Raw genomic sequence first — 25,918 nt, 5'->3', positions numbered from 1 at the left:
CTTTTAATATTAATGACGACAAATAAAATTACAGAAGGAACTGACATGATATTCAAACCATTCTTACTCTCTGTGTTATCAGGATCACTTCTGATATCTACACCCAATTTTGCCGCAGAAAAAATTCTACGCTATACCGATCATGAACCTTATGGCGGAATGCGTACCCAGCTAATTCAAAATACATTTTTTGCCGAAATTGAAAAAGAATCTCAGGGGCGTTTGAAAATCGAACCACACTGGAACGGTGAAACCGCCATCAGCTATGATGCACTGGCGACGATAAGCGATGGCAGTAAAGCTGATATGGGTATCGTGGTGCCGGAATACACAGCGAAACAATTGCCGCTTCATCAAATCTTCAAGAGCTTTGCTATTGGCCCGGATCATGGAGCCAGTCAGGTAGAATTTTTTCATCGCGTTTATGCAGAAATACCTGAGTTTAACGCTGAACTTGAGCGTAACAATATCGTGAATTTACAGTTTTTCCTTGGCTACCCGGTAGGTTTTTTCTCTACCAGGCCCATTGATAAATTGACTGTGCTTCAGGGAACCACCTGGCGAACAGCCAGTTTCTGGCATCGGGCTTATTTAACTCATACGGGAGCAAAAACCGTAACCTTACCGTGGAATGAGCAAATTACGACAGCAATCCGCGAGGGAAAACTCGATGGCTTAATGGTCAATCTTGATAGCGGATATGACATCCATGCTGAACGTGCTGCGCCGAATGTGTTGCTCTCCCCTTCTCTCTGGCTTGGTCATGTCTATCTGCTGGTAATGAATAAACAAACGTGGGAAAACCTTGATAAAAGAGATCGTGAGGCGATTCAACGAGCAGCCATTACAACCGAGAAAGCGCTGGGCAAGGCATTAGATAACAACCTGATCAGCATGGTAAAAACGCTTGAGCAGGACGGTGCACAGGTTCGCTATCTGAAAAAATCAGAGCTGGACGCCTGGCAGAAAGCAATTGGTTATCAGCAAGAGCAAACTCAGTGGGTAGAACAGCAAAATAATGAAGCCGTGGAGAAAGCCGGGGAAGTCATGCAAAAAGTTGCCAAGATACTAGATGAAACAATGCGTTAAATTGGTAGTGCGCCCATGAACTTCATGGGCGCTTCACATGATTAACGTGTTACCGCTTCGCTCTCTTTATTTTCTTTCACCCGCTTAAAGTTCACATCCATTTGCGGATACGGGAAACTGATACCAGCAGCATCAAATTCACGTTTAATACGTTCCAGCACATCCCAGTACACGTTTTGCAGATCGCCACTGTTGCTCCAGGCCCGAACGACAAAATTAATCGACGATGCGCCAAGTTCGTTCAGGCGTACGGTAATTTCACGATCTTTTAAAATACGATCTTCGGACTGAATAATATCGGTCAGGATCTGCTTAACCTGATCGATATCAGAATCATACGCTACGCCAATAATAAATTCGTTACGGCGCGCTGGCTCACGAGAGAAGTTAATAATATTACCGGCAATAATTTTACCGTTCGGAATAACAATTATTTTACCGTCTGCGGTACGCATGGTGGTGGAGAAAATCTGCACACTCTGCACAGTACCAGCAACGCCGCCGAGGTCAACATATTCTCCTGCACGGAACGGGCGGAACATAACCAGCAAAACGCCAGCAGCCAAGTTAGACAGTGAACCCTGCAAGGCCAGACCTACAGCTAAACCTGCGGCACCGAGTACGGCAATGACCGATGCGGTTTGTACGCCCACGCGGCCCAGTGCTGCAATTAACGTAAAGGCGATAATTGCGTAACGGATTAATGCAGAAAGAAAATCAGCAACGGTGGCATCTATGTTACGGGAGATCATCAGGCGATTCACCGCGTTGGAAATCATCCGCGCGATAATCAAACCAACGATGATGATCGCGAGTGCCGCCACGATGTTTACAGCATAACTCAGCAACAGCGCCTGGTTATTTACCAACCAGGATCCTGCGCCGTTTATGCTATCGACAACTTTCAAATCTTCCATTCAATATTCCTTTTCAACTGACTTAAATTGGAGAAACATACTCCGCCGCCTTACGACGGGCAGTCTGACAAGGGTAAACAATAAAGCATAATTTTGCCAAATAGATCACAGATTTCTTAAGTACATCACCTTGCTTTTGGCGAAAAAAGGTCCGCAGAGCGGGCCTCAGACAGATGACAATGTGCGCTTTGTCATGCCGGATGCGGCGTGAACGCCTTATTCGGCCTACAAAAACCTGCAAATTCAATATATTGCAGGATACGTGTAGGCCTGATAAGCGTAGCGCATCAGGCAATTTTGCTTTTGGCGAAAAAAAGACCCGCAGAGCGGGCCTCAGACAGATGACAATGTGCGCTTTGTCATGCCGGATGCGGCGTGAACGCCTTATTCGGTCTACAGAAATCTGTAAATTCAATATATTGCAGGATACGTGTAGGCCTGATAAGCGTAGCGCATCAGGCAATTTTGCTTTTGGCGAAAAAAAGACCCGCAGAGCGGGCCTTGAGATAAGCAGAAAGGAATATCTTACAGAACGTCGATCGCGTTCAGTTCCTGGAATGCTTTTTCCAGACGAGCGATCATCGAAGTCTGACCGGCACGCAGCCATACGCGCGGATCGTAGTATTTCTTGTTCGGCTGATCTTCGCCTTTCGGGTTGCCCAGCTGGCCCTGCAGGTAAGCTTCGTTCGCTTTGTAGTAGTTCAGAACACCTTCCCAGGTCGCCCATTGGGTGTCGGTATCGATGTTCATTTTAACTACACCGTAGCTTACGGAGTCTTTGATTTCCTGAGCAGTAGAACCGGAACCACCGTGGAATACGAAGTTCAGGCTGTTGTGCGGCAGATTGTGTTTCTTAGAAACATATTCCTGAGAATCACGCAGGATGGTCGGGGTCAGAACAACGTTACCCGGCTTGTAAACACCGTGTACGTTACCGAAGGACGCTGCGATGGTGAAACGCGGGCTGATTTTGCTCAGCTCGGTGTATGCGTAATCAACGTCTTCCGGCTGGGTGTACAGTGCAGAAGCGTCCATGTGGCTGTTGTCCACGCCGTCTTCTTCACCACCGGTGCAACCCAGTTCGATTTCCAGAGTCATGCCGATTTTGGACATGCGCTCCAGGTATTTAGAGCAGATTTCGATGTTCTCTTGCAGAGATTCTTCAGACAGGTCGATCATGTGAGAAGAGAACAGCGGCTTACCGGTAGCAGCGAAGTGTTTTTCACCCGCGTCCAGCAGACCGTCGATCCACGGCAGCAGTTTCTTCGCGCAGTGGTCGGTATGCAGGATAACCGGAACACCATAATGTTCAGCCATCTGATGAACGTGATGCGCACCAGAGATCGCACCCAGGATAGCAGCGCCCTGCGGAACGTCAGATTTCACGCCTTTACCAGCGATAAAGGAAGCACCACCGTTGGAGAACTGAACGATAACCGGCGCTTTAACTTTAGCAGCGGTTTCCAGTACGGCGTTGATGGAGTCAGTACCGACGCAGTTTACTGCTGGCAGTGCGAAGTTGTTTTCTTTTGCTACCTGGAAAACTTTCTGTACGTCATCACCAGTGATTACGCCAGGTTTTACGAAATCAAAAATCTTAGACATGTCTCTTGTCCTGTATCGTCGGGCCTTATACTCGCCATACCTCAAGTTGCTGTGCTGCAACTCGAATTATTTAGAGTATGAAAAAGTGCGTGCTTTAAAAGCGCGCTGCAACAAGGGCAGGTTTCCCTGCCCTGTGATTTTTTACTTCTTAGCGCGCTCTTCGAGCATCGCTACTGCAGGCAGTACTTTACCTTCCACGAATTCGAGGAATGCGCCGCCGCCAGTGGAGATGTAGGAGATTTTGTCAGCAATGCCGAACAGGTCGATTGCTGCCAGAGTGTCGCCGCCGCCAGCGATGGAGAACGCTTCGCTGTCTGCGATAGCGTTAGCCACGATTTCAGTACCTTTGCGGAAGTTCGGGAATTCGAACACGCCAACCGGACCGTTCCACAGAATGGTTTTCGCATTCTTCAGGATTTCAGCCAGTTCCTGAGCGGAAGCATCACCGATATCCAGGATCTGCTCGTCAGCTTTCACATCGTTAACAGATTTCAGAGTAGCCGGAGCGGTTTCAGAGAACTCAGTCGCTACGCGAACATCAGACGGAACCGGGATGTTGCAGGTGGTCAGCAGACGTTTTGCTTCGTCAACCAGGTCAGCTTCGTACAGGGATTTACCCACATCGTGGCCTTGTGCCGCGATAAAGGTGTTAGCGATACCACCACCAACAATCAGCTGGTCAGCGATTTTAGACAGAGAGTCCAGAACGGTCAGTTTGGTAGATACTTTAGAACCACCAACGATAGCCACCATCGGGCGAGCAGGTTCTTTCAGTGCTTTACCCAGCGCGTCCAGTTCAGCTGCCAGCAGCGGGCCTGCGCACGCAACGTCAGCGAATTTGGCGATACCGTGAGTAGAAGCCTGCGCGCGGTGAGCAGTACCGAATGCGTCCATTACGAACACGTCACACAGTGCAGCGTATTTTTTGGACAGGGTTTCGTCGTCTTTCTTCTCGCCTTTGTTGAAGCGAACGTTTTCCAGAACAACCAGTTCACCTTCAGCAACGTCAACGCCGTCGAGGTAATCTTTAACCAGACGAACCGGGTTAGACAGTTTGTCTTTCAGGTAGTTAACAACCGGCAGCAGAGAGAATTCTTCATTGTACTCGCCTTCGGTAGGACGACCCAGGTGGGAAGTTACCATCACTTTTGCGCCTTGTTTCAGGGCCAGTTCGATGGTTGGCAGAGAAGCACGGATACGCGCGTCGCTGGTTACTTTCCCGTCTTTTACTGGTACGTTCAGATCCGCACGGATAAATACACGTTTCCCAGCAAGATCCAGATCGGTCATCTTAATTACAGACATGGTGAATCCTCTCGTTGATTCTAAAAGTTTTGCAGACGCTGCTTGCGTCTTACCTGAAAGCAACAGTAGCCATAGCTAACGTCGTGTCGAGCATTCGGTTAGCAAAGCCCCATTCGTTATCGCACCAGACCAACGTTTTGATCAGGTGTGCGCCACTGACCCGGGTTTGGGTGCCATCGACAATGGCACTGTGCGGATCGTGGTTAAAATCTACAGAGACCAACGGTAATTCCGTATAGTCAACTATACCATGAAATGCACCTTGTGCTGCTTTTTGCAGCAACAGGTTGACTTCATTGGCTTTTACAGGTTTCTTCACCGTCACGCTTAAATCGATTGCCGTCACATTTATGGTTGGCACACGTACCGCAATCGCTTCAAAGCGATCATTAAATTGCGGAAAAAATCGTGTGATACCGGCGGCCAGTTTGGTATCGACCGGAATGATCGACTGGCTGGCTGCCCGGGTGCGGCGCAGGTCAGGATGGTATGCATCAATAACCTGTTGATCGTGCATGGCGGAGTGAATTGTAGTCACAGTGCCGGTCTCAATACCGTACGCATCATCCAACAATTTGATGACAGGAATTATGCAATTCGTGGTACAGGAAGCGTTAGAAACGATGCGGTGTTCCGCACGAAGTTGATCCTGATTGACGCCGTAAACAACGGTCGCGTCGAGATCGTTACTGCCAGGATGTGAAAAGAGCACTTTTTTGGCCCCGGCGGCAATGTGCGCTTCGCCATGCTCGCGGGTGCCGTATACGCCGGTGCAGTCGAGAACAACATCAACGCCTAGTTCACGCCAGGGAAGCGATTGCAGTGAACGTTCATGCAATACGCGGATGGCATCATCACCAACAAAAAGTTGATCACGTTCCTCACGGACTTCCCATGCAAAACGGCCATGACTGGTGTCATATTTCAACAAATGCGCCATGCCCGCAGCATCCGCCAGTTCGTTGATTGCCACCACGGTAATTTCCGCACGGCGTCCTGATTCATACAAAGCACGAACCACATTACGCCCGATGCGACCGAAGCCATTTATCGCTACGCGTACGGTCATAGATCTCCTGCAAGGCTTTCCCTGAGCAAATTTGCCAGACAGAGTAATCCAGCAAATCGTTCGGGGAAACCTTACCTGTCGCAAACTGCGACTGATTGGTTAATTGTCGAACATTTAATCGACTGAAACGCTTCAGCTAGGATAAGCGAAACATGGAATAAAAGGAATGATTGTCCAGTCAAAGAAGACAATTATCTGACTTGCGTCACGTTTTCCGGCCTGATGCGTTGGAATTTATTCCACTTTGCAGAATCACGAATAAGCGTAGCAAAATCTTTTCGTTGTGCCGTCACAAACCCTGACTTATATCAGAATATGACTGATGCAGCGTCGATATTATCCGCAATACGTCCGAGTTTCGGAGTACTCCAATGATGACATTGCCCTACCCATATTCTTCCTCCGCACGCTTTTACGCGCTGCGCCTGCTCCCCGGGCAGGAAGTTCTCTCCCAATTACGCGCCTTCGCGCAGCAACAACAACTCCACGCCGCATGGATTGCCGGTTGTACCGGCAGTCTGACTGACGTCGCCCTACGCTATGCCGGGCAAGAAAACACGGCCCTACTAAGCGGTAAGTTCGAAGTGATCGCACTGAACGGCACGCTGGAACACACTGGCGAGCATCTTCATCTCTGCGTTTCTGACCCACGCGGCGCGATGCTTGGCGGTCATATGATGCCCGGCTGTACCGTACGCACCACGCTTGAACTGGTGATCGGCAGCCTTGAGGAACTGGCGTTTAGCCGCCAACCTTGCGCGCTTTCTGGTTACGACGAGTTGCATATTTCCCCCGTTAAATAACTATTTGCAGAGAGGTTTTCTTATGGCGCGTCGCCACTTTTCCAGTCAGGCACTGGTGTTGATCGTTATATCTATCGCCATCAATATGATCGGCGGGCAACTGGCCAGCATGGTTAAATTACCTATTTTTCTCGACTCAATCGGTACGCTCATTAGCGCGGTACTACTTGGCCCGGTTATTGGCATGTTGACCGGCTTACTGACCAATTTACTCTGGGGATTGCTAACTGACCCGATCACCGCCGCATTTGCGCCCGTCGCGATGGTCATCGGCCTGGTCGCCGGTTGGCTGGCGCGGGCGGGTTGGTTTCGCACTCTGCCAAAAGTCGTTGTCAGCGGCGTGATTATTACGCTTGCGGTAACGGTCGTCGCTGTACCGCTGCGTACTGCGCTGTTCGGCGGCGTGACAGGAAGCGGGGCCGATTTGTTCGTTGCCTGGATGCACTCGATGGGGCAAAACCTGGTGGAGTCGGTGGCGATAACGGTAATGGGCGCGAACCTGGTCGACAAAATTCTCACGGCGGTGATTGTCTGGCTTTTGCTCCGACAACTGCCGATTCGCACCACGCGGCATTTTCCGGCAATGGCAGCCGTGCGCTAAATGCATCCGTTTACATCCTTAACGCTGTGGGCGCTGGCGGCCTGCACCACGCTTATCCTGCCCACACAGACAATATTGCCAGTCTATAGCGCGGCGACCTTTTTCTGCCTTGTCGCGTTAAAGGCCACGCGACGGCGGGCAAAATATGTCTCCTGGCTGATGTTCTCGCTGGGAGCCGGGCTGTGGCTGGTACACGGTGGCTGGCTAACAGAATGGCTTAGCGGCACGCCGCGTTCGCCGGAACGTTGGACGTATGCCATTACGCTTTGGTTGCGGATTCTGGCGATTGTTTCAACCTCGCAGTTGTGGATGCAATTCGTCCCCGTGCAACGTTTTATCCGCGCTTTGTTTGCTTCTCGACTGCCGCCGGGCGTCGCTTATCTGTTCGCCGGGCCGTTGTTGGTCGTTGAGCAGTTAAAACGGCAATTAGCGATTATTCATGAGGCGCAGCGCGCCCGCGGCGTGCCGCTGGATGAGGGCTGGTATCAGCGTTTACGTGCGATGCCCGCGTTAATTATTCCGCTAACACACAATGCGCTAAACGATCTTGCTGTCCGTGGTGCGGCGCTGGATATGCGGGCATTTCGGATCCACAACCGACGAACAACGTTATGGGCACCAGCCGATAGCACCCTACAACGCGTAGCGCGTTACACCATGATCTTGCTGATGCTGGCAGAATTCGGAGCGTGGCTATGGTTACGTTAGAACAGTTTCGCTATTGCCCGACACACTCAACAAATCCTCCGTTCTGTTATGACTTTCACTATGCCAAACCGGGGATGGTCGCGATCTTTGGTGACAACGGCAGTGGCAAAAGTACGCTGGCACAGCTGATGGCGGGCTGGTATCCGGACTTTCTGCCAGGAGAGATAGCCGGCACGGGGACGCTTCTCGGTACGCCCATTGGACAGATCCCGCTTAATGAGCAATCCGCCACCATCCAGCTCGTTCAGCAATCACCCTATTTGCAGCTCTCCGGCTGTACCTTTAGCGTGGAAGAAGAAGTTGCCTTTGGGCCAGAAAATCTGTGTCTTGCTGAAGAAGAGATTATGGCGCGGATTGATGCCGCCCTGACTCTGACCGAGTGCCAGCCGTTGCGCCATCGTCACCCGACAACACACTCCGGTGGAGAGACACAGCGCGTGGTCGTTGCCTGCGCCATCGCGATGCAGCCAAAGCTCTTAATTCTTGATGAAGCCTTTAGCCGCCTGACGCCGCAGGCCAGCGAAATGCTGTTGCAGCGCTTACAACACTGGGCGTTTGAACGTGGTTCGCTGATTATTCTTTTTGAACGTCATCGCACGCCTTTCCTGAACTACTGCCAGCAGGCGTGGCACCTGCAAAACGGAGCGATCCAGCCATTATGTTAACGTTAAATCAGGTAACTTATCGCTGGCCAGGTGCAGTAACGGATTGTCTTTTCGACATTTCTCTGCAACTCAAACAAGGTGAATGGTTGGCACTGACCGGCGACAATGGCGCGGGAAAATCGACGCTGTTGCGGATAATGGCAGGTCTTCTTACGCCCACAGCCGGTACGGTTATGCTGCAACAACAGGCGATGAAAAACCTGAAAAACCGCCAGCGCGCGGCAAAGATTGGCGTACTGTTTCAGGAAGCGGAAAACCAGCTTTTTCACAGCACCGTCGCCGACGAGATCGCATTTGGTTTGAAACTGCAAAAATGCCCGGCGGATGAAATCACTCAACGTACCAATGCTGCCCTGCAATGCTGTCAGTTAGCAGATGTTGCCAGTGCGCATCCGTTAGATCTGCACAGTGCGCAGCGACGGATGGTCGCCGTCGCCTGCCTGGAAGCACTCACTCCGCCACTATTGCTACTGGACGAGCCGAGTCGGGATTTTGACGAAAATTGGTTGAGCGTGTTTGAAAGCTGGCTGGAAAAGTGCCGCCAGCAAGGCACAAGCGTCGTAGCAATCAGTCATGACGCCGCATTTACCCGGCGTCATTTCTCTCGTGTGGTGCGACTGGAAGGCGGTGTAATCAGGAACGTTAATCCACCAGACGATATTCACCCGTAGCGGTCATCATTAAGGTCAAATTTGCAGGCAGGCTCTCTTCAAGCACCCGGCGAACATTCGGCCCGTCGGTACGGTCATAAAAAGCTTCTGCGTCTGCCAGCGATAACCCTCCCGCCAGCTTGCGCCCCACCAGCCGTTCACGCAATGCAGCTGCGGGCGCGTTGATAAAGATCGAAAAATCACAAAATTGCGCAAGCTGGCGCCACTTCTCATCATCCAGCAACAACCAGTTTCCTTCGACGATGATTATTGGTGCGGTAACGTGCAACGCATCTTCTACCGGATCATGTTTTTGTCGATCGTACTGCGGCCACGTACAATCCCCTTCCACGACCTGGCACAGATTTTCCGCCAGTTTCGCAACGTCGAATGTCTCTGGTGCACCTTTGAAGGGGCGTAATTGATGCGCATCCAGCCAGCTATTGTAATGGTGAAAACCATCCATCGGCAGCGTCTGGATAGTGGGTAATTCAGGGTCTTGTTGCGCGAGATATTCCCAGAAGGTAGTTAATGTAGATTTACCCGTCCCCGGCGGAGCGCAAAGAAAAACCACCGTACGTCGCTGCAGATTTACCGCCTGTAAGGCCGCCAGCATACGCAGCAGCGGTTTATGAACATTCTCAATTTCATCATCAGAGTACTGCGCCTGTACCTTTAGTCCATTCACCGTCAGTTCGATTTTCACGGCGTTAATTCCTTTAAAGTTGTCGTTACTGCCAGCGTCAGCGCCGTTTTGACCATCCCGCTAAAACGCGCCTCTGACCAGACGGCGAAATCGGCGAACTTCATCGCTTTCAACGCGTCATAGAGAGTCGCATTGCGAGTTATACTGTTGACATTGCTGATAAAATCCCAGGTTATATCATCGGTAAATCCGGGCGTTTCATCCTGTTCGTTCAGGTAATGCCAGAACTGGGAAAAGTGCGTGATATCGGCGTACAGCCATTTATCCATCTTCCCCAGCGCATAAATCAAACGCAGCGCAACATCAATATCATCAAGCGGGCCACTTTGGGCGAGCAACGGCTTCACTGCATATTCCACGATCTCTTCATCGTTATCGACAAACAGCGACGGCAGAAACTGGCGTATCCCCTGGAGCAAAATGGCATGCGCAGTTTTCATAAATGACAATAAATTGTCCTGTGCATCCAGTTGCTCAAGCACATCATCTTCTGTCAGCGTCGCCATTCGTCTTCCGATAGATCACCATCAATGCAGGGAGTCTATTATATTACACGTTTGGTCCGCGCCGCCGATCAGTAATGTCTGCGTCCGCACCCCATTCGCCGTTTGTTGGATACCGTTCACCAACTCGCCGCCCGTCACGCCCGTAGCGCTAAAGAGGATATCGTTCCCCCTCACCAGTTCGTCGAGCGAGTACACACGGTTAACGTCACCTTGCAACGCTTGCGCTCCTGCTCTGCAATCTGCCGATTTTCCGTGTAATCCCCTTTAGCCTGACAAAAGTCAATCAGCTCGGCCTGCATATCCCCGCCTAATGCTTTAACGGCACAGGCAGAAATCACGCCTTCTGGCGCACCGCCGATGGTGTACATCACATCGTAAGGATTATCCTGCCAGCAGGTCAGCACGCTGGCGGCAACATCGCCATCCGGCAGGGCAAAAACCTTCACGCCCAGCTGTGTTGCCTCTTCAATCGCGGCACTCAGGCGCGGTTTATCCAGCGTAACCATGCGCAGCTTGTCCAGCGGTTTGCCTAACGCTTTCGCCACGTTGCGCAAGTTGTCCGCCAGAGGCAAAGACAGATCAATCGCCCCGGCAGCCAGTCGATTAACAACCAGCTTTTTCATATACATATCGGGCGCGTGTAGCAGGCTACCTCGTGGGGCGAAGGCCATGACCGCCAGCGCATTGCTCTGCCCCATCGCCACCATCCGCGTGCCTTCAATCGGGTCAACCGCGATATCGACTTCTGGCCCGTCGCCTTTGCCCACCTCTTCGCCAATCCACAGCATCGGCGCATGGTCAATTTCTCCTTCGCCGATAACCACTCGTCCACGAAAAGCGACGTCGTTTAATGCCTGGCGCATCGCGGTGACCGCCAGGCCATCAATTTTATTTTTGTCGCCACAGCCGGTTTGCGGCCAGGCAGCTAACGCTGCCTGTTCCGTAACGCGAAATAATGGCCACGTCAGGGACATCATTGCGCGGCCTCCCCAATATCAACGCCAAATTGCGCCAGCAGATATTTCTCGGCCTGTTCATTCCAGATGCCGTGCGTTTCCTCAACCAGCCGCGCCAGCTCTTTAAACAGCGGATCGGTTTTGCCTTTTTCGGCAAAATCGGCAATGGCAGTGAGCGGCATGGTCACGCCGTTATAAATGAGTTTTTTACCGCCTGGGATATCCGGCAGATTGAGCACGGTTTCTGGCACCGCATCCAGCCCACCGATATGGGTCACCATAAACGACGGCTGCAACTGCCCCGTGGCGCTAAGGGCTATCGCCTCTTTCATGTCGTCCGTTGAACCGCCGGATGTACCGACGACGTGCGTGCTGTTGTAATGGACGTTGTAGAAATTAAACGGCACTTTGAAGTTTTTATCTGTCGGCCCGGCGAAGAAATTCAGACAACCATCTTCCGCCAGTAATTCATCAGCCATTTCAACGACAGCAGGCACCGCCGCATAAACAAAAATGTCATCGAACCCGGCATCTCCTGTTAGTCCCCGCAGCATCTGGACAGGATCGCTCATCCCTTTGGTATTCACATACACCAGCTCAATGCCTTTACTGGCTGCCAGCTCCACCGGCAGCAGCTTCTGTACCTGCGCCAGGCGTTTGTCGTCGATATCGACCACCACCACCCGCGACGGTTGTATGCCGCCGTTAATGGCATAATCGATAGCGCCAATGCCCATCGGGCCTGCACACGCCAGCAGTGCAATATTGCCGCCAGGTTTGACGCCCATGCGATGCTCATAAACATATTGCGTGGTGTGATAATTGGCATGATAAGCGCCAATAATGCAGCACATAGGCTCTGCCAGCGACGCCGCAGCAAAATAAGAGCCGTGATACGGTAATACGCAGCCCAGGTTAATGGCGATCTCGGGAATAATCATATAGGTGGCGTTACCGCCAAAATATTCGTAGCTGTAGCCCGCTGAATATCCGCTTGGTAACCCCATCGCCGGTTGCAATACAAAACGCTGACCTTTTTTATATTTGTCGGTGAGATTTTTACCTACTTCGACAATAACCCCGGCACATTCATGCCCGGTAATGACCGGATGATTTTCTAAATCGTCGGGTACGCGTTTATGTTCACTACCGAGTAACGCCGCTTTCCAGGTCGATAAACAGACGCTGTCAGAAATTACACTCACCAAAAGTTCGTTATCAGTAATTTCTGGCAATTCAAATTCGCGCAGACGGACATCCCGCTTGCCATAAATAGCAGCAACTTTGGTTTTCATTTTTACCTCTGCAATCAGTTTTTATGTTCGGCGGTTAATTGATTAAATAAAGTGTCAAGTTTTGGATCGCCAATATAGTTATTAATCAATATCAGCGGTTTATCCGTCACACGTTTCACGCGCCCTTCCAGACTGGCATGAGTGACAACGATATCCGCATCCGCAGGCACGTTTTCTATCGCGTAATGTTTTACTTCAATTGCCAGTCCTGCTTTTTCCAGGCGTTTACGGAAGGTGGTTGCGCCCATCGCGCTGGAGCCCATCCCTGCATCGCAAACAAAGGCAATACGCTTAACACGGCTTAACGAGAATGCGCCTTCCTGCTTCATTGCCTTAACCGCATTGGCTGACTCAGTAAATTCATCTTCGCTCTCAGTCTCCACTGTTTTTTCCATCTTCAGTATCAGGGAAGTGATGACAAAGGACACCAGCGTGCCTACCGTAACTCCGGCAATTGTCGCCAGGAACGAACCTTTCGGCGTCAGCGCCAGGTAAGCAAAGATAGACCCCGGACTAGGGCCAGCCACCAGACCACCGTCCAGTAAGTTAAACATCCAGGTGCCAGACATACCGCCCGCAATCATGGCGATAATGGTCAACGGCTTCATCAGCACATACGGGAAATACAGTTCGTGGATCCCACCGAGGAAGTGAATAATCATCGCACCAGGTGCAGAGCGCTTACTCATCCCTTTACCAAACAGAGTGAATGCCAGCAGCAGTCCTAAGCCAGGCCCAGGGTTGGACGCCACCATAAAGAAGATGGATTTACCGTTAACCGAAGCCTGTTGCATCCCCAACGGGTAATAGACGCCCTGATCTATCGCGTTATTGAGGAAAAGCACTTTCGCCGGTTCATTGATGACTGACAGCAAAGGCAGATAGCCTGCATGTACCAGTGCTTCAATACACTCTTTGACGAAAGTATTGGCAATTAACACCGCCGGGCCGATGACTTCAAAACCCAGCAGACAGAGAATCATCCCAGCAATACCTAATGAGAAGTTATTGATAACCATCTCAAAACCAGCAGGTATGCGTTTTTCCAGTGCCTTATCGACATATTTTATGACCAGCCCACCTAACGGTCCCATGATCATCGAGCCAAGGAACATCGGAATTTCAGCACCGACAATAACGCCAATCGTCCCTATTCCTCCCATGACAGCACCGCGTTTACCACCGACCAGATGACCACCGGTAGAACCAATCATCACGGGCAATAAATAGGTAATCATCGGGCCGACAATTTTGGCGAAATGTTCGTTAGGCAGCCAACCAGTAGGAATAAATAATGCAGTAATAAAACCCCAGGCAATAAAAGCACCAATATTGGGGATGACCATTGCCGTCAAAAAGCCCCCAAAAGCCTGGACCTTTGCACGAGCAGACTTGTTTTCCATAATATTATCCTGTAGAGGAGAGAGTAATTATCCGCGGCTGATAATGTCCGCTAATTGTTTTTCTGATGATGCTGTTAAGAGTTGTTCGAGTATTTCTTCTTCGCACAGTAATTCACTTAACGCCTGAATAGCGCCAATGTGCGAATCGGCATCGGCAGCAGAGAGTCCGATGAGTAATTTAATCGGTTCGTCATTTCCCGGAAAATAAACGCCTTGTTTAAGTAACGTCAAAGACATCCCGGTTTTAAGCGCCCCACATTCCGGTCGCGCATGAGGCATTGCCACGCCTGTTGCGAGAATATAATAAGGGCCATTGTTAATGGTGGAATCTTTAATTGCCTGAATGTAATTATCGCTGATATAGTTTTTATCCAGCAATGATACCATCGAGAAATCGATAGCTTCCTGCCAGTCTTTTGCAGAATGTATAACTGAGATTGATGATTCTGGAAAATAATCACTAAGCCGCATAAATTATCCTTATTTTATTTTTAGGGTACCGTCCGGCGGTAAAAATAAAATACGCGTGAGATTTAATGAAAGCAATTGGGTACGCGAGAAGAAAAACCCCATAAACCAAAATAATAAAACCTTAAATAACAACAATATGAAATTGATATTTTTAAAGTCAACTTTGTATTTGTTATGTTTATCACAAAATCAATATTTTGTTTGTTATTGTATTTGTGATGCATATCTCTATTTATTTATTGAATGTTCGAAAACATACTTTTCTAATGCAATGTTTTTTCGCTATACCCTTTTATAGATTCTGAATTCTCACCTGTCGGCTGTTTTCCCCTCACCTCATGTGACATATTCCCACACTTTACTCAAGGAAGATTGTCATGAAAGCACCTGTTTCTATAACCTCATTTCGCCCACAAAAATCTATTGCTATCGCCATTGGCGTGCTTGCCGTGGTTGTGCTGCCATTTCTCTCGTATTACACCGTTAATGAAGGTGAACGCGGCATTTTGCTGCGCTACGGAAAAATAGTAAAAGTCGCCGAGCCGGGTCTGGGTTTTAAGATCCCGTTTATGGAAAGCGTGGAGAAAATTTCCACGCGTAATCAGGCCGTGGTCTATCAGGGATTGCAGGCATACAGCCGCGACCAGCAACCTGCACAAATGACCGTGTCAGTCAGCTTCCACATTAAACCTTCAGAAGCAGGTGCTGTTTATACCACTTACAACACCATTGAAGCATTAAAAGATCGTCTGATTGTCCGTCAGTTGCCAACTCAACTGGAGAACGTTTTCGGCCAATATACCGCCATCAGCGCCGTACAGGATCGTACAAAACTGGTTCAGGATCTGCAAAATGCCATGCGCAAAGCCGTTGTTGGGCCAGTGGTAATTGACGGGGTCCAGATTGAGAATATTGATTTTTCTGACGCTTATGAAAAGTCGATTGAAGATCGAATGAAAGCGGAAGTCGCCATTGCCACTCGTAAGCAAAATCTGGAAACAGAGAAAATCCAGGCGCAAATTGCGGTAACTCAGGCCCAGGCAGAAGCAGACAGTAAACTGGCGGCAGCCAAAGCAGAAGCTGAGACTATTCGCGTAAGAGGCGCGGCAGAGGCTGAAACTATTCGTTTAAAAAGTGCGGCTGAAGCAGAAGCTATCCGCCTGCGCGGTGAAGCCCTGCGGGATAATCCCGGCCTTGTAGCCCTCACCACCGCCGAACGTTGGGACGGTAAGCTGCCCGATACCATGATCCCCGGCAGCACAGTTCCGTTTATCTCTACTAAGTAAAAAAAGGGCCGCTTTCGCGGCCCTTAAGAGTGATGGCAAAGGCAAAACTGCCTGATGCGCTACGCTTATCAGGCCTACATACTTCCTGCAATATATTGAATTTGCACGATCTTGTAGGTCGGATAAGGCGTTCACGCCGCATCCGACATGAACAACGCGCACTTTGCCAACAATCTGAAGGGCCGCTTTCGCGGCCCTTCTCACAAAGCATCTTACCGATTACAGCAACGCTTTTGCTTTCGCAACAACGTTGTCAACGGTGAAGCCGAACTCTTCAAACAGCAGCTCAGCCGGAGCAGATTCACCGAAGGTGGTCATACCGACGATAGCACCGTTCAGGCCAACATACTTGTACCAGTAGTCAGCAATGCCTGCTTCTACTGCAACACGAGCAGTAACCGCTTTCGGCAGTACAGATTCGCGGTAAGCCGCGTCCTGCTTGTCGAATGCGTCGGTAGACGGCATGGAAACCACGCGCGCTTTCACGCCTTCGGCAGTCAGTTTTTCGTAGGCAGCAACCGCCAGTTCAACTTCAGAACCGGTGGCGATGAAGATCAGTTCCGGCTGACCAGCACAGTCTTTCAGCACATAACCACCGCGCGCGATGTTTGCCAACTGCTCTTCAGTACGTTCCTGCTGCGCCAGGTTCTGACGGGAGAGGATCAGCGCAGTCGGGCCGTCCTGACGCTCAACGCCGTATTTCCACGCGACCGCGGATTCAACCTGGTCACACGGACGCCATGTAGACATGTTCGGGGTTACGCGCAGAGAAGCGACCTGCTCAACCGGCTGGTGAGTCGGGCCGTCTTCGCCCAGACCGATGGAGTCGTGGGTGTAAACCATCACCTGACGCTGTTTCATCAGCGCAGCCATACGTACGGCGTTACGTGCGTATTCCACGAACATCAGGAAGGTGGAGGTGTACGGCAGGAAACCACCGTGCAGGGAGATGCCGTTAGCAATCGCGGTCATACCGAACTCGCGAACACCGTAGTGGATGTAGTTACCCGCAGCATCTTCGTTGATTGCTTTAGAACCAGACCACAGGGTCAGGTTAGACGGTGCCAGGTCAGCAGAGCCACCGAGGAATTCCGGCAACAGCGGACCGAACGCTTCGATAGCATTCTGCGACGCTTTACGGCTGGCGATTTTCGCCGGGTTAGCCTGCAGTTTAGCGATGAACTCTTTCGCTTTAGCGTCGAAGTCAGACGGCATTTCGCCTTTCATACGGCGGGTAAATTCAGCGGCTTCCTGCGGATAAGCTTTCGCGTAAGCAGCGAATTTCTCGTTCCATGCGGATTCTTTCGCCTGGCCTGCTTCTTTCGCATCCCACTGAGCATAGATTTCAGACGGGATTTCGAACGGCGCATATTTCCAGCCCAGCTGTTCGCGGGTCAGGGCAATTTCAGCGTCGCCCAGCGGCGCACCGTGGGAGTCGTGGGTACCGGCTTTGTTCGGGGAACCGAAACCGATGATGGTTTTGCACATCAGCAGGGACGGTTTGTCAGTCACTGCGCGCGCTTCTTCTACTGCGCGTTTGATGGATGCCGCGTCATGACCGTCGATGTCGCGAATAACGTGCCAGCCGTAAGCTTCGAAACGCATTGCGGTGTCGTCGGTGAACCAGCCTTCAACGTGACCATCGATAGAAATACCGTTGTCATCGTAGAACGCAATCAGTTTACCCAGCTTCAGCGTACCCGCCAGAGAGCAAACTTCGTGGGAGATGCCTTCCATCATGCAGCCGTCGCCCATGAAGGCGTAGGTGTAGTGGTCGACAATGTCGTGGCCCGGACGGTTAAACTGCGCCGCCAGCGTTTTTTCCGCAATCGCCATACCGACTGCGTTGGCAATACCCTGACCCAGCGGACCAGTGGTGGTTTCCACACCAGCGGTGTAACCCACTTCCGGGTGGCCCGGAGTTTTAGAGTGCAGCTGACGGAAGTTTTTCAGTTCTTCCATCGGCAGATCGTAACCGGTAAGGTGCAGCAGGCTGTAGATCAGCATGGAGCCGTGGCCGTTGGACAGCACGAAGCGGTCACGGTCAGCCCAGGACGGATTCTGCGGGTTGTGTTTCAGGAAATCACGCCACAGGACTTCGGCAATGTCAGCCATACCCATAGGGGCGCCCGGGTGACCGGATTTGGCTTTCTGTACTGCGTCCATGCTCAGCGCACGAATAGCATTGGCAAGCTCTTTACGTGAGGACATTTTGACTCCAGATCGGATGATGAAGGGCACGCCCTTAACGACTTGACGACAGCGCGTTTTGGGCTACGCCGGAAAATTTGCCAACAATTTACCGCAAGCCGCGCGTCATGTACATGGAACATCCTTTTGCCGTTTCAGAAATCTCTGGATCATGCTCGCATGTTGCGCAATCTGCTCGCCCGTCCGCTGCGCTTTTTCTTATACTTAGGACGAGCGTCGATTCACCTGCAAACGGCGCATTTTTAGAATAATCCTGACCTTGTGCGGAAGAGAAAACATGAAAATTCGCGCCTTATTGGTAGCAATGAGCGTGGCAACGGTGTTGACCGGTTGCCAGAATATGGACTCCAGTGGACTGCTCTCATCAGGAGCGGAAGCTTTTCAGGCTTACAGTCTGAGCGATGCGCAGGTGAAAGCCCTGAGCGATCAGGCGTGCCAGGAGATGGACAGCAAGGCGACGATTGCGCCAGACGGTAGTGAATACGCTAAACGTCTGACCACCATTGCTAATGCGCTGGGAAATAACATCAACGGTCAGCCGGTAAATTACAAAGTGTATATGGCGAAGGATGTGAATGCCTTTGCGATGGCAAACGGCTGTATCCGCGTCTATAGCGGCTTAATGGATATGATGACGGATAACGAAGTCGAAGCGGTGATCGGTCACGAAATGGGGCACGTGGCGTTAGGCCATGTGAAGAAAGGGATGCAGGTAGCACTTGGTACCAACGCAGTGCGAGTTGCGGCGGCCTCTGCGGGCGGGATTGTCGGCAGTTTATCGCAATCACAACTCGGTGACTTGGGGGAAAAATTAGTCAATTCGCAATTCTCCCAGCGCCAGGAAGCAGAGGCGGATGATTACTCTTATGATCTTCTGCGCCAACGCGGCATCAGCCCGGCAGGTCTTGCCACCAGCTTTGAAAAACTGGCGAAACTGGAAGAAGGCCGCCAAAGCTCAATGTTTGACGACCATCCGGCATCCGCCGAACGCGCCCAGCATATTCGCGATCGTATGAGCGCGGATGGAGTTAAGTAAGGTCTGGTGGTGCCGAACCCTGGTCAGATAAGGCGTTCACATCGCATCTGACATTAATGGCACATTTGTTACCCCGTGCGCATTGCCGGATGCGATGCCTGACGCATCTTATCCGGCTTACGGGTGCCGAGCGTAGGTCGGATAAGACGTTCACGCCGCATCCGACATTAATGGCACATTTGTTACCCTGTGCGCATTGCCGGATGCGATGCTGGCGCATCTTATCCGGCCTACGGGCGCCGAACCCAGGTCGGATAAGGCGTTCACGCCACATCCGACATTAATGGCACATTTTACCCGTGCGCATTGCCGGATGCGATGCTGGCGCATCTTATCCGGCCTACGGGTGCCGAACCCAGGTCGGATAAGGCGTTCACACCGCATCCGACATAAATGGCACATTTGCTACCCCGTGTGCTTACTCGCCCTTTTTCGCCGCCTGAATATACAGCATCTCCAGCGCCAGCGTCGCCGCAGCCAGAGCGGTGATTTCCGACTGATCGTATGCCGGAGCCACTTCCACTACGTCCATCCCAACGATGTTGAGATCTTTCAGGCCGCGTACCAGTTTAATAGCACGATCGGAGGTCAGGCCGCCAATTACCGGCGTACCGGTGCCTGGTGCAAAAGCAGGATCCAGGCAGTCGATATCAAAGGTCAGGTAAACCGGCATCTCACCCACAATCTGTTTCACCTGGGCGATAACGTCATCCACGCTGCGATCGTTCACCTGGCAGGCGTCCAGCACGGTAAAACCGTTGTCTTTATCAAATTCGGTACGAATACCAATCTGCACGGAATGATTCGGGTCGATCAGACCTTCTTTCGGCGCGGTATAGAACATGGTGCCGTGGTCAAATTCACAACCGTTAGCGTAGGTATCGGTGTGGGCATCAAAGTGTACCAGCGCCATTTTGCCGAAATGCTTCGCATGTGCACGCAGCAGCGGCAGCGTAACAAAGTGGTCACCACCAAAGGAGAGCATACGCTTACCAGCAGCCAGCAGTTTCTCGGCGTGCGCCTGCAGCTTCTCGCTCATCTCACGGGCATCGCCGAATGCATATACCAGATCACCGCAGTCCACCACGTTCAGACGCTCACGCATGTCGAAATTCCACGGGAAGCGGTTGTGTTCCCAGGCCAGATTCGTCGAAACCTGACGGATAGCTGCCGGACCGTGACGACCACCCGCACGACCAGAAGTGGCCATATCGAACGGCACGCCAGTAATCACCCAGTCAGCATCGCTGTCATACGGCTGGAAGTTCATCGGCAGGCGTAAAAAACCAAAGGCGTTGGAAACCAGTGAGTTATCGTATTGATGACCTAAGGTGCTCATGGATGGACTCCTATTACAAAGTCGATATAAAAAAACCCTTCCGCGTCGTTAGGCCCGACGAGGAAGGGTTGGATTTGCGAAACACAAGTTTGTGCTAATTATCGCCCTAAATGGGCGAGGCATCAAGCAAGGTTACTATTTCCGACACGGTGGCGGCGCATAGCCATTGTTGTCCGCCGGAAACGCTTGTCCAGAGCACGGCGGCAGCTCGTTTTGCGCCGGGCCTTGTAATTCAAAGGCGGCAAAGCCGATTACACCGGTATTACGCACATCGCCTTGCGCCGAATTGGCTGCGTAGGAATCAGCAACGTTGGCGAACTGAAAAGCCGCTTCGGTATGTTTATCTTTGCGGAATCCTTTAATCGCTAACGAATCTCCGGCATTCACAATATAACCGTTGTTATTCAGCGAACCTTGCTTGCCGTTCAGCACATCCAGGCCATCAACCGTAGCAACGATCTCGTAGTTGGTGTTACGACTGTAATTGCGGACATATAATTGATAATTCATTCCTACTCTGGCATGGACAATATAGCGTGGTTCATTATTTGATGAATCATAAACCCGCGTAATAGGTAGAGAATTAAAATTACCATCGCGAATAGCATATTCCAGTTCGTTAATACGAATGCTATAAACGCGGTCGTAGCCGGAAGGAACATTAGTCGAATAACTAATAACGATCATCTCCGCCGGATCGCGCCAGGCTCGCTCAGCAGATACGCCCTGAACCGTTGAGTGCACATCCCCACCCCAGGCGGTGCCGACATTGCCAGATGCACTGCTATTATACTGCGCATTACTGGAACAACCAGCCAGCAGCACGATTAATGCCACCAACGCGCTACGTACTTTCCATTTTTTCATAACCGTTCCCTCTGCATTTAATTAATGCAGCGATTGTAGGGAGATTATTTAATAAGAAAAGCAGCTAAATTATTTTTAAGAATATATAAAAAGAAAGCGGGTCGATTTACGTAAATAAATCGACCCGCCAGCGGAATAATCTTAATTATTCATCTTCAAGATAGGTATAACCGTACAAACCTGCCTCGAACTCTTCCAGGAACTGTTGTTGCAGTTCAGCATCAAGATCGGTTTTCTTCACTTGATCGCGGAACTGGGTTAACAGCGTTTTCGGATCGAGCTGCACATATTGCAGCATGTCCGCCACGGTATCGCCTTCGTCAGACAGTTCCACTTCTACACTACCGTCAGGGAACACGAACACGTCAACCGCTTCGGTATCACCGAACAGGTTGTGCATGTTGCCGAGGATCTCCTGATATGCGCCGACCATAAAGAAACCGAGCATCGGCGGATTCTCCGGATCGTACTCCGGCATTGGCATTGTCGTGGCAATACCGTCACCATCGATATAGTGGTCGATAGCACCGTCAGAGTCACAGGTAATATCCAGCAGCACAGCGCGGCGTTCCGGCACTTGATCCAGCCCTTCCAGCGGCAGAACCGGGAACAACTGGTCGATCCCCCATGCGTCCGGCATCGACTGGAACAGCGAGAAGTTGACGTACATTTTGTCCGCCATACGTTCCTGCAATTCATCGATAATCGGGCGATGGGCGCGGTTTTGCGGATCCAGCTGCTTTTGCACTTCATGGCACATGCTCAAATAAAGCTGCTCAGCCCATGCGCGTTCTTGCAGGCTAAAGGTGCCGGAAGAGTAGCCGATATGAATATCGTGCAGATCCATCTGGCTGTCGTGCAACCATTCACGCAGAGAACGGCGAGTTCCCGGTTCGTGCATCTCCTGCCAGGTTTCCCACATGCTTTGCAGTGCGCGCGGCGCATCTTCTGCGGGCGCGGTCGGCACCGTATATTCGTTACGTTCCACGCCGATGATATTCGACACCAGCACGGTATGGTGCGCAGTCACCGCACGACCCGATTCGGTGATTACCGTCGGATGCGGCAGACCATTTTCTTCACACGCATCGCCAATCGCCCAGATGATGTTGTTGGCGTATTCATTGAGGCCGTAGTTCACCGAACAGTCGGACTGCGAACGAGTACCTTCATAATCCACCCCCAGACCGCCGCCGACGTCGAAGCACTGAATATTGACGCCCAGCTTGTGCAGTTCCACATAGAAACGCGCGGATTCACGAACGCCCGTGGCGATATCGCGAATATTCGCCATCTGCGAACCAAGGTGGAAGTGCAGCAGTTGCAGGCTGTCGAGACGCCCGGCTTCACGCAACGTTTCAACCAGTTGCAGTACCTGAGTCGCAGCCAGGCCGAACTTCGATTTTTCCCCGCCGGAGGACTGCCATTTCCCCGAGCCCTGCGAAGCCAGACGTGCACGCACGCCCAGACGAGGAACGACATTCAGACGTTCTGCTTCATCCAGCACAATGGCGATTTCTGACATCTTCTCAATGACCAGATACACCTTGTGACCCATCTTCTCGCCAATTAATGCCAGGCGGATATATTCGCGGTCTTTATAACCATTACAGACGATGACGCTACGGGTCATGCCAGCATGCGCCAGCACCGCCATCAACTCTGCTTTCGAGCCTGCTTCCAGCCCCAACGGTTCGCCAGAATGAATCAGGGACTCAATCACGCGGCGGTGCTGGTTAACTTTGATCGGATAAACGAGGAAGTAATCGCCGTTATAGCCGTAGGATTCCCGCGCACGTTTAAACGCGGCGTTAATGGAACGCAAACGGTGCTGCAGGATCTGCGGGAAACAGAACAGTGCAGGCAGACGCTGGCCCTGTGCTTCGCGGGTTTTCACCAACTGCGCGAGATCGACGCGAGCTTCCGGGACGTCCGGGTCCGGGCACACGCTGATGTGGCCCAGCTCGTTAACGTCATAGTAGTTATTGCCCCACCAGGCAATATTGTAAGTACGCAGCATCTTGCTGGCTTCCTGGGAGCTCATTGCAACCTCCTGCATGGAGCGTAGTACACCGTGTTCGCCCGCTGACGAAGGCAAACTCATAGACATGTCGTCAGACATAGCGAACCTCAAATTATTTTATTAAGTGTAAAACAGTTAACGACTATCGCAGCCTGAAACTGCGATAACAACCCATAAGCACATGGATTTTCCAGCAGTGTATGCTGACGCTCCGACTGCGCAACCGGTTTCTTTTTCATAACATTATTAAGCACATAACCGAACGTAAGTGTGACAGTTCGGCGAAACCACGAGAAAACTCTTGTTTTTACAAGAGCGCCCTTGTTCAGTCCTCAGTAACTGTAACCAGCTCTTGAATCCTGAGAAGCGCCGAGATGGGTATAACATCGGCAGGTATGCAAAGCAGAGATGCAGAGTGCGGGGAACGAATCTTCACCAGAACGGTGAGACAGGTTAAGCAGCAGACAACGGTTCATTATTTCGTATCACCTCCACGGCCGCCCGTTAAGACGAACCCACAAGCCAAAACTCTGATTTCAACCCGGCTGGAAGTGGCAACACGAAAGAAACGTCGTGTGCTTTTTATTTAAGCCGCGCGCCGCGTTTTATACCCCACAATGGCAGAAAATTGCAAAAGATAAATACGAAGAATGCCAGCATTGTCAGGAAAAATTTCCAGCCACGTTTCTAACAGAATGAGACACGATTCAAAAAAAAGTGGAAATCGGGTGAAGGATTGACCTAAAATAGCCATCCAGATGTTAATCCATCCATACTGATTAACACTCAGACTGCCAGTGTTTTTAACCTGTCGAGTCGTGGTAGGATCCGCTACCACAGAAAATCCACACAACAGTTTGAGCTAACCAAATTCTCTTTAGGTGATATTAAATATGGCAAAACACCTTTTTACGTCCGAGTCCGTCTCTGAAGGGCATCCTGACAAAATTGCTGACCAAATCTCTGATGCCGTTTTAGACGCGATCCTCGAACAGGATCCGAAAGCACGCGTTGCTTGCGAAACCTACGTAAAAACCGGCATGGTTTTAGTTGGCGGTGAAATCACCACCAGCGCCTGGGTAGACATCGAAGAGATCACCCGTAACACCGTTCGCGAAATTGGCTATGTACATTCCGACATGGGCTTCGACGCTAACTCCTGTGCGGTCCTGAGCGCTATCGGCAAACAATCTCCTGACATCAACCAGGGCGTTGACCGTGCCGATCCGCTGGAACAGGGCGCGGGCGACCAGGGTCTGATGTTTGGCTACGCAACCAACGAAACCGACGTGCTGATGCCAGCACCTATCACCTATGCACACCGTCTGGTACAGCGTCAGGCTGAAGTGCGTAAAAACGGCACTCTGCCGTGGCTGCGCCCGGACGCGAAAAGCCAGGTAACTTTCCAGTATGATGACGGCAAAATCGTCGGCATCGATGCTGTCGTGCTTTCCACTCAGCACTCTGAAGATATCGACCAGAAATCGCTGCAAGAAGCGGTAATGGAAGAGATCATTAAGCCGATTCTGCCCGCTGAATGGCTGACTTCCGCCACCAAATTCTTCATCAACCCGACCGGACGTTTTGTTATCGGTGGCCCGATGGGTGACTGCGGTCTGACTGGTCGTAAAATTATCGTTGATACCTACGGCGGCATGGCGCGTCACGGTGGCGGTGCGTTCTCCGGTAAAGATCCATCAAAAGTGGACCGTTCCGCAGCCTACGCAGCACGTTATGTCGCGAAAAACATCGTGGCTGCTGGCCTGGCTGACCGTTGCGAAATTCAGGTTTCCTACGCAATTGGCGTGGCTGAACCGACCTCCATCATGGTGGAAACTTTCGGTACCGAGAAAGTGCCTTCTGAACAGCTGACCCTGCTGGTACGTGAGTTCTTCGACCTGCGTCCATACGGTCTGATTCAGATGCTGGATCTGCTGCACCCGATCTACAAAGAAACCGCAGCATACGGTCACTTTGGTCGCGAACATTTCCCGTGGGAAAAAACCGACAAAGCGCAACTGCTGCGTGAAGCTGCCGGTCTGAAGTAATCTTTCTTCACCTGCTTTCAAAGGCCAGCCTCGCGCTGGCCTTTTTCTTTTACCTCTCCGCGGTGGATAGGCGTTCACGCCGCATCCGGCATTTGTGTCGGATTCGATGCTGCCGCATCTTATCCGACTTACAGACATCCCGCGCTCGTAGGCTGGATAAGGCGTTCACGCCGCATCCGGAAAAAAGCCGCCCGCACAATAACATCATTCTTCCTGAACACGTTTTACCGCAAATTATCATCACCACTGAAACCGATTACACCAACCACACCAGCCAAATATTTGTAATATTTTCATATTATTATTCAGTTTTCACGGTTGTTACATTTCTTTTCAGTAAAGTCTTAAATGCAGATAAC

At 51.2% G+C, this 25,918-nt stretch carries 25 protein-coding genes and 1 pseudogene; 9 read left to right on the top strand and 17 right to left on the bottom strand.

Going from position 1 to position 25,918, the window contains the following annotated elements; genetic code table 11:
• Window positions 1-45 precede the first annotated feature (45 nt).
• Window positions 46-1,089: a TRAP transporter substrate-binding protein DctP gene (gene dctP / locus D9736_RS07540; RefSeq protein WP_130258046.1), complete on the top strand. Its 1,044-nt coding sequence runs from the start codon at window positions 46-48 to the stop codon at window positions 1,087-1,089.
• A 41-nt stretch (window positions 1,090-1,130) separates the two neighbouring features.
• On the opposite strand, the gene mscS is transcribed toward dctP, so the two are convergent.
• From mscS to epd, 4 genes are all read right to left on the bottom strand, one after another.
• Window positions 1,131-2,006, bottom strand: coding sequence for a small-conductance mechanosensitive channel MscS (mscS, locus tag D9736_RS07535; RefSeq protein ID WP_130217995.1), 876 nt, complete (start codon window positions 2,004-2,006; stop codon window positions 1,131-1,133).
• 525 nt (window positions 2,007-2,531) lie between these two features.
• A complete protein-coding gene (gene fbaA, locus D9736_RS07530) occupies window positions 2,532-3,611 on the bottom strand; it encodes a class II fructose-bisphosphate aldolase (RefSeq protein ID WP_000034372.1) in 1,080 nt (359 codons plus the stop codon).
• A 141-nt stretch (window positions 3,612-3,752) separates the two neighbouring features.
• The gene (gene pgk / locus D9736_RS07525) at window positions 3,753-4,916 is read right to left on the bottom strand and encodes a phosphoglycerate kinase (RefSeq protein ID WP_130258045.1); all 1,164 of its coding nucleotides are present in this window, start codon (window positions 4,914-4,916) and stop codon (window positions 3,753-3,755) included.
• Window positions 4,917-4,965: 49 nt separating this feature from the next.
• Entirely contained in the window at window positions 4,966-5,985 is a 1,020-nt protein-coding gene (gene epd / locus D9736_RS07520; RefSeq protein WP_130217999.1) for an erythrose-4-phosphate dehydrogenase, read from the bottom strand.
• A gap of 371 nt (window positions 5,986-6,356) precedes the next feature.
• Between epd and D9736_RS07515 the strand changes: the two genes are divergently transcribed.
• Genes D9736_RS07515 through D9736_RS07495 form a run of 5 tightly spaced genes read left to right on the top strand, consistent with a single transcriptional unit; the run spans window position 6,357 to window position 9,433 of the window.
• Complete coding sequence (locus tag D9736_RS07515) at window positions 6,357-6,788, top strand: PPC domain-containing DNA-binding protein (protein ID WP_130258044.1); 432 nt, start codon at window positions 6,357-6,359, stop codon at window positions 6,786-6,788.
• A 22-nt stretch (window positions 6,789-6,810) separates the two neighbouring features.
• Complete coding sequence (locus tag D9736_RS07510; RefSeq protein WP_130258043.1) at window positions 6,811-7,389, top strand: ECF transporter S component; 579 nt, start codon at window positions 6,811-6,813, stop codon at window positions 7,387-7,389.
• Window positions 7,390-8,097 (top strand): energy-coupling factor transporter transmembrane component T, encoded by a 708-nt coding sequence (locus D9736_RS07505; protein ID WP_130258042.1) that lies wholly within the window; start codon window positions 7,390-7,392, stop codon window positions 8,095-8,097. It begins immediately after the preceding gene.
• Window positions 8,085-8,762: an energy-coupling factor ABC transporter ATP-binding protein gene (locus tag D9736_RS07500; protein WP_130258041.1), complete on the top strand. Its 678-nt coding sequence runs from the start codon at window positions 8,085-8,087 to the stop codon at window positions 8,760-8,762. Before D9736_RS07505 ends, D9736_RS07500 begins: the two co-directional genes overlap by 13 nt.
• On the top strand, window positions 8,756-9,433 hold the full coding sequence (locus D9736_RS07495) for a sulfate/molybdate ABC transporter ATP-binding protein (protein ID WP_130218009.1): 678 nt from the start codon (window positions 8,756-8,758) through the stop codon (window positions 9,431-9,433). The genes D9736_RS07500 and D9736_RS07495 overlap by 7 nt, the downstream gene beginning before the upstream one ends.
• Here the strand turns inward: D9736_RS07495 and D9736_RS07490 are convergent.
• The 6 genes and pseudogenes from D9736_RS07490 to cmtB form a co-directional block, all read right to left on the bottom strand.
• A complete protein-coding gene (locus D9736_RS07490; RefSeq protein ID WP_130258040.1) occupies window positions 9,405-10,118 on the bottom strand; it encodes a nucleoside/nucleotide kinase family protein in 714 nt (237 codons plus the stop codon). The genes D9736_RS07495 and D9736_RS07490 overlap by 29 nt on opposite strands.
• Window positions 10,115-10,624, bottom strand: a complete 510-nt coding sequence (gene fumE / locus D9736_RS07485; protein WP_130218013.1) for a fumarase E — start codon at window positions 10,622-10,624, stop codon at window positions 10,115-10,117. Before fumE ends, D9736_RS07490 begins: the two co-directional genes overlap by 4 nt.
• A 21-nt stretch (window positions 10,625-10,645) precedes the next feature.
• Window positions 10,646-11,601 (bottom strand): annotated as a pseudogene (gene glpX / locus D9736_RS07480) (class II fructose-bisphosphatase).
• A complete protein-coding gene (locus D9736_RS07475; protein ID WP_114484470.1) occupies window positions 11,598-12,875 on the bottom strand; it encodes a zinc-binding dehydrogenase in 1,278 nt (425 codons plus the stop codon). Before D9736_RS07475 ends, glpX begins: the two are co-directional and overlap by 4 nt.
• A 14-nt stretch (window positions 12,876-12,889) precedes the next feature.
• Window positions 12,890-14,278 (bottom strand): PTS mannitol transporter subunit IICB, encoded by a 1,389-nt coding sequence (cmtA, locus tag D9736_RS07470; protein WP_130221438.1) that lies wholly within the window; start codon window positions 14,276-14,278, stop codon window positions 12,890-12,892.
• Window positions 14,279-14,305: 27 nt separating this feature from the next.
• Window positions 14,306-14,749: a PTS mannitol transporter subunit IIA gene (gene cmtB / locus D9736_RS07465; RefSeq protein WP_130218021.1), complete on the bottom strand. Its 444-nt coding sequence runs from the start codon at window positions 14,747-14,749 to the stop codon at window positions 14,306-14,308.
• Between the two features lie 377 nt (window positions 14,750-15,126).
• Here cmtB and D9736_RS07455 point away from each other — a divergent pair, with 377 nt between their 5' ends.
• On the top strand, window positions 15,127-16,035 hold the full coding sequence (locus D9736_RS07455) for a prohibitin family protein (protein ID WP_000646923.1): 909 nt from the start codon (window positions 15,127-15,129) through the stop codon (window positions 16,033-16,035).
• A gap of 219 nt (window positions 16,036-16,254) precedes the next feature.
• On the opposite strand, the gene tkt is transcribed toward D9736_RS07455, so the two are convergent.
• Entirely contained in the window at window positions 16,255-18,246 is a 1,992-nt protein-coding gene (gene tkt / locus D9736_RS07450) for a transketolase (protein ID WP_000098613.1), read from the bottom strand.
• 277 nt (window positions 18,247-18,523) lie between these two features.
• On the opposite strand from tkt, the gene loiP reads away from it, so the two are divergent.
• The gene (gene loiP / locus D9736_RS07445; RefSeq protein WP_130218025.1) at window positions 18,524-19,282 is read left to right on the top strand and encodes a metalloprotease LoiP; all 759 of its coding nucleotides are present in this window, start codon (window positions 18,524-18,526) and stop codon (window positions 19,280-19,282) included.
• A 418-nt stretch (window positions 19,283-19,700) separates the two neighbouring features.
• Here the strand turns inward: loiP and speB are convergent, their stop codons facing one another.
• The 6 genes from speB to D9736_RS23740 form a co-directional block, all read right to left on the bottom strand.
• A complete protein-coding gene (gene speB / locus D9736_RS07440) occupies window positions 19,701-20,621 on the bottom strand; it encodes an agmatinase (RefSeq protein ID WP_130221436.1) in 921 nt (306 codons plus the stop codon).
• Between the two features lie 135 nt (window positions 20,622-20,756).
• Window positions 20,757-21,488, bottom strand: a complete 732-nt coding sequence (locus D9736_RS07435) for a hypothetical protein (RefSeq protein WP_115204397.1) — start codon at window positions 21,486-21,488, stop codon at window positions 20,757-20,759.
• A gap of 145 nt (window positions 21,489-21,633) precedes the next feature.
• Entirely contained in the window at window positions 21,634-23,610 is a 1,977-nt protein-coding gene (gene speA / locus D9736_RS07430; RefSeq protein ID WP_010347927.1) for a biosynthetic arginine decarboxylase, read from the bottom strand.
• Between the two features lie 8 nt (window positions 23,611-23,618).
• Complete coding sequence (yqgB, locus tag D9736_RS07425) at window positions 23,619-23,750, bottom strand: acid stress response protein YqgB (RefSeq protein ID WP_001338822.1); 132 nt, start codon at window positions 23,748-23,750, stop codon at window positions 23,619-23,621.
• A 93-nt stretch (window positions 23,751-23,843) separates the two neighbouring features.
• Complete coding sequence (yqgG, locus tag D9736_RS23745) at window positions 23,844-23,987, bottom strand: protein YqgG (RefSeq protein WP_001297404.1); 144 nt, start codon at window positions 23,985-23,987, stop codon at window positions 23,844-23,846.
• Between the two features lie 110 nt (window positions 23,988-24,097).
• Window positions 24,098-24,349 (bottom strand): hypothetical protein, encoded by a 252-nt coding sequence (locus D9736_RS23740; protein WP_130218033.1) that lies wholly within the window; start codon window positions 24,347-24,349, stop codon window positions 24,098-24,100.
• A 55-nt stretch (window positions 24,350-24,404) separates the two neighbouring features.
• Here D9736_RS23740 and metK point away from each other — a divergent pair, with 55 nt between their 5' ends.
• The gene (gene metK, locus D9736_RS07410) at window positions 24,405-25,559 is read left to right on the top strand and encodes a methionine adenosyltransferase (protein WP_130207895.1); all 1,155 of its coding nucleotides are present in this window, start codon (window positions 24,405-24,407) and stop codon (window positions 25,557-25,559) included.
• Window positions 25,560-25,918 lie beyond the last annotated feature (359 nt).

The sequence above is a fragment of the Escherichia sp. E10V10 genome (genome assembly GCF_004211985.1).
Taxonomy (GTDB): Bacteria; Pseudomonadota; Gammaproteobacteria; order Enterobacterales; family Enterobacteriaceae; genus Escherichia.
This window is presented reverse-complemented; position numbering and strand designations above follow the sequence as displayed.

Coding starts and splice junctions, on each gene's coding strand:
- D9736_RS07435 (WP_115204397.1), bottom strand. CDS start 21,488: ATGAAAAAATGGAAAGTACGTAGCGCGTTGGTGGCATTAATCGTGCTG.
- cmtB (WP_130218021.1), bottom strand. CDS start 14,749: ATGCGGCTTAGTGATTATTTTCCAGAATCATCAATCTCAGTTATACAT.
- D9736_RS07500 (WP_130258041.1), top strand. CDS start 8,085: ATGGTTACGTTAGAACAGTTTCGCTATTGCCCGACACACTCAACAAAT.
- metK (WP_130207895.1), top strand. CDS start 24,405: ATGGCAAAACACCTTTTTACGTCCGAGTCCGTCTCTGAAGGGCATCCT.
- speB (WP_130221436.1), bottom strand. CDS start 20,621: ATGAGCACCTTAGGTCATCAATACGATAACTCACTGGTTTCCAACGCC.
- yqgB (WP_001338822.1), bottom strand. CDS start 23,750: ATGAAAAAGAAACCGGTTGCGCAGTCGGAGCGTCAGCATACACTGCTG.
- D9736_RS07515 (WP_130258044.1), top strand. CDS start 6,357: ATGATGACATTGCCCTACCCATATTCTTCCTCCGCACGCTTTTACGCG.
- fumE (WP_130218013.1), bottom strand. CDS start 10,624: ATGGCGACGCTGACAGAAGATGATGTGCTTGAGCAACTGGATGCACAG.
- D9736_RS07495 (WP_130218009.1), top strand. CDS start 8,756: ATGTTAACGTTAAATCAGGTAACTTATCGCTGGCCAGGTGCAGTAACG.
- D9736_RS07505 (WP_130258042.1), top strand. CDS start 7,390: ATGCATCCGTTTACATCCTTAACGCTGTGGGCGCTGGCGGCCTGCACC.
- yqgG (WP_001297404.1), bottom strand. CDS start 23,987: ATGAACCGTTGTCTGCTGCTTAACCTGTCTCACCGTTCTGGTGAAGAT.
- D9736_RS07510 (WP_130258043.1), top strand. CDS start 6,811: ATGGCGCGTCGCCACTTTTCCAGTCAGGCACTGGTGTTGATCGTTATA.
- D9736_RS07455 (WP_000646923.1), top strand. CDS start 15,127: ATGAAAGCACCTGTTTCTATAACCTCATTTCGCCCACAAAAATCTATT.
- tkt (WP_000098613.1), bottom strand. CDS start 18,246: ATGTCCTCACGTAAAGAGCTTGCCAATGCTATTCGTGCGCTGAGCATG.
- fbaA (WP_000034372.1), bottom strand. CDS start 3,611: ATGTCTAAGATTTTTGATTTCGTAAAACCTGGCGTAATCACTGGTGAT.
- epd (WP_130217999.1), bottom strand. CDS start 5,985: ATGACCGTACGCGTAGCGATAAATGGCTTCGGTCGCATCGGGCGTAAT.
- cmtA (WP_130221438.1), bottom strand. CDS start 14,278: ATGGAAAACAAGTCTGCTCGTGCAAAGGTCCAGGCTTTTGGGGGCTTT.
- mscS (WP_130217995.1), bottom strand. CDS start 2,006: ATGGAAGATTTGAAAGTTGTCGATAGCATAAACGGCGCAGGATCCTGG.
- dctP (WP_130258046.1), top strand. CDS start 46: ATGATATTCAAACCATTCTTACTCTCTGTGTTATCAGGATCACTTCTG.
- pgk (WP_130258045.1), bottom strand. CDS start 4,916: ATGTCTGTAATTAAGATGACCGATCTGGATCTTGCTGGGAAACGTGTA.
- D9736_RS07475 (WP_114484470.1), bottom strand. CDS start 12,875: ATGAAAACCAAAGTTGCTGCTATTTATGGCAAGCGGGATGTCCGTCTG.
- loiP (WP_130218025.1), top strand. CDS start 18,524: ATGAAAATTCGCGCCTTATTGGTAGCAATGAGCGTGGCAACGGTGTTG.
- speA (WP_010347927.1), bottom strand. CDS start 23,610: ATGTCTGACGACATGTCTATGAGTTTGCCTTCGTCAGCGGGCGAACAC.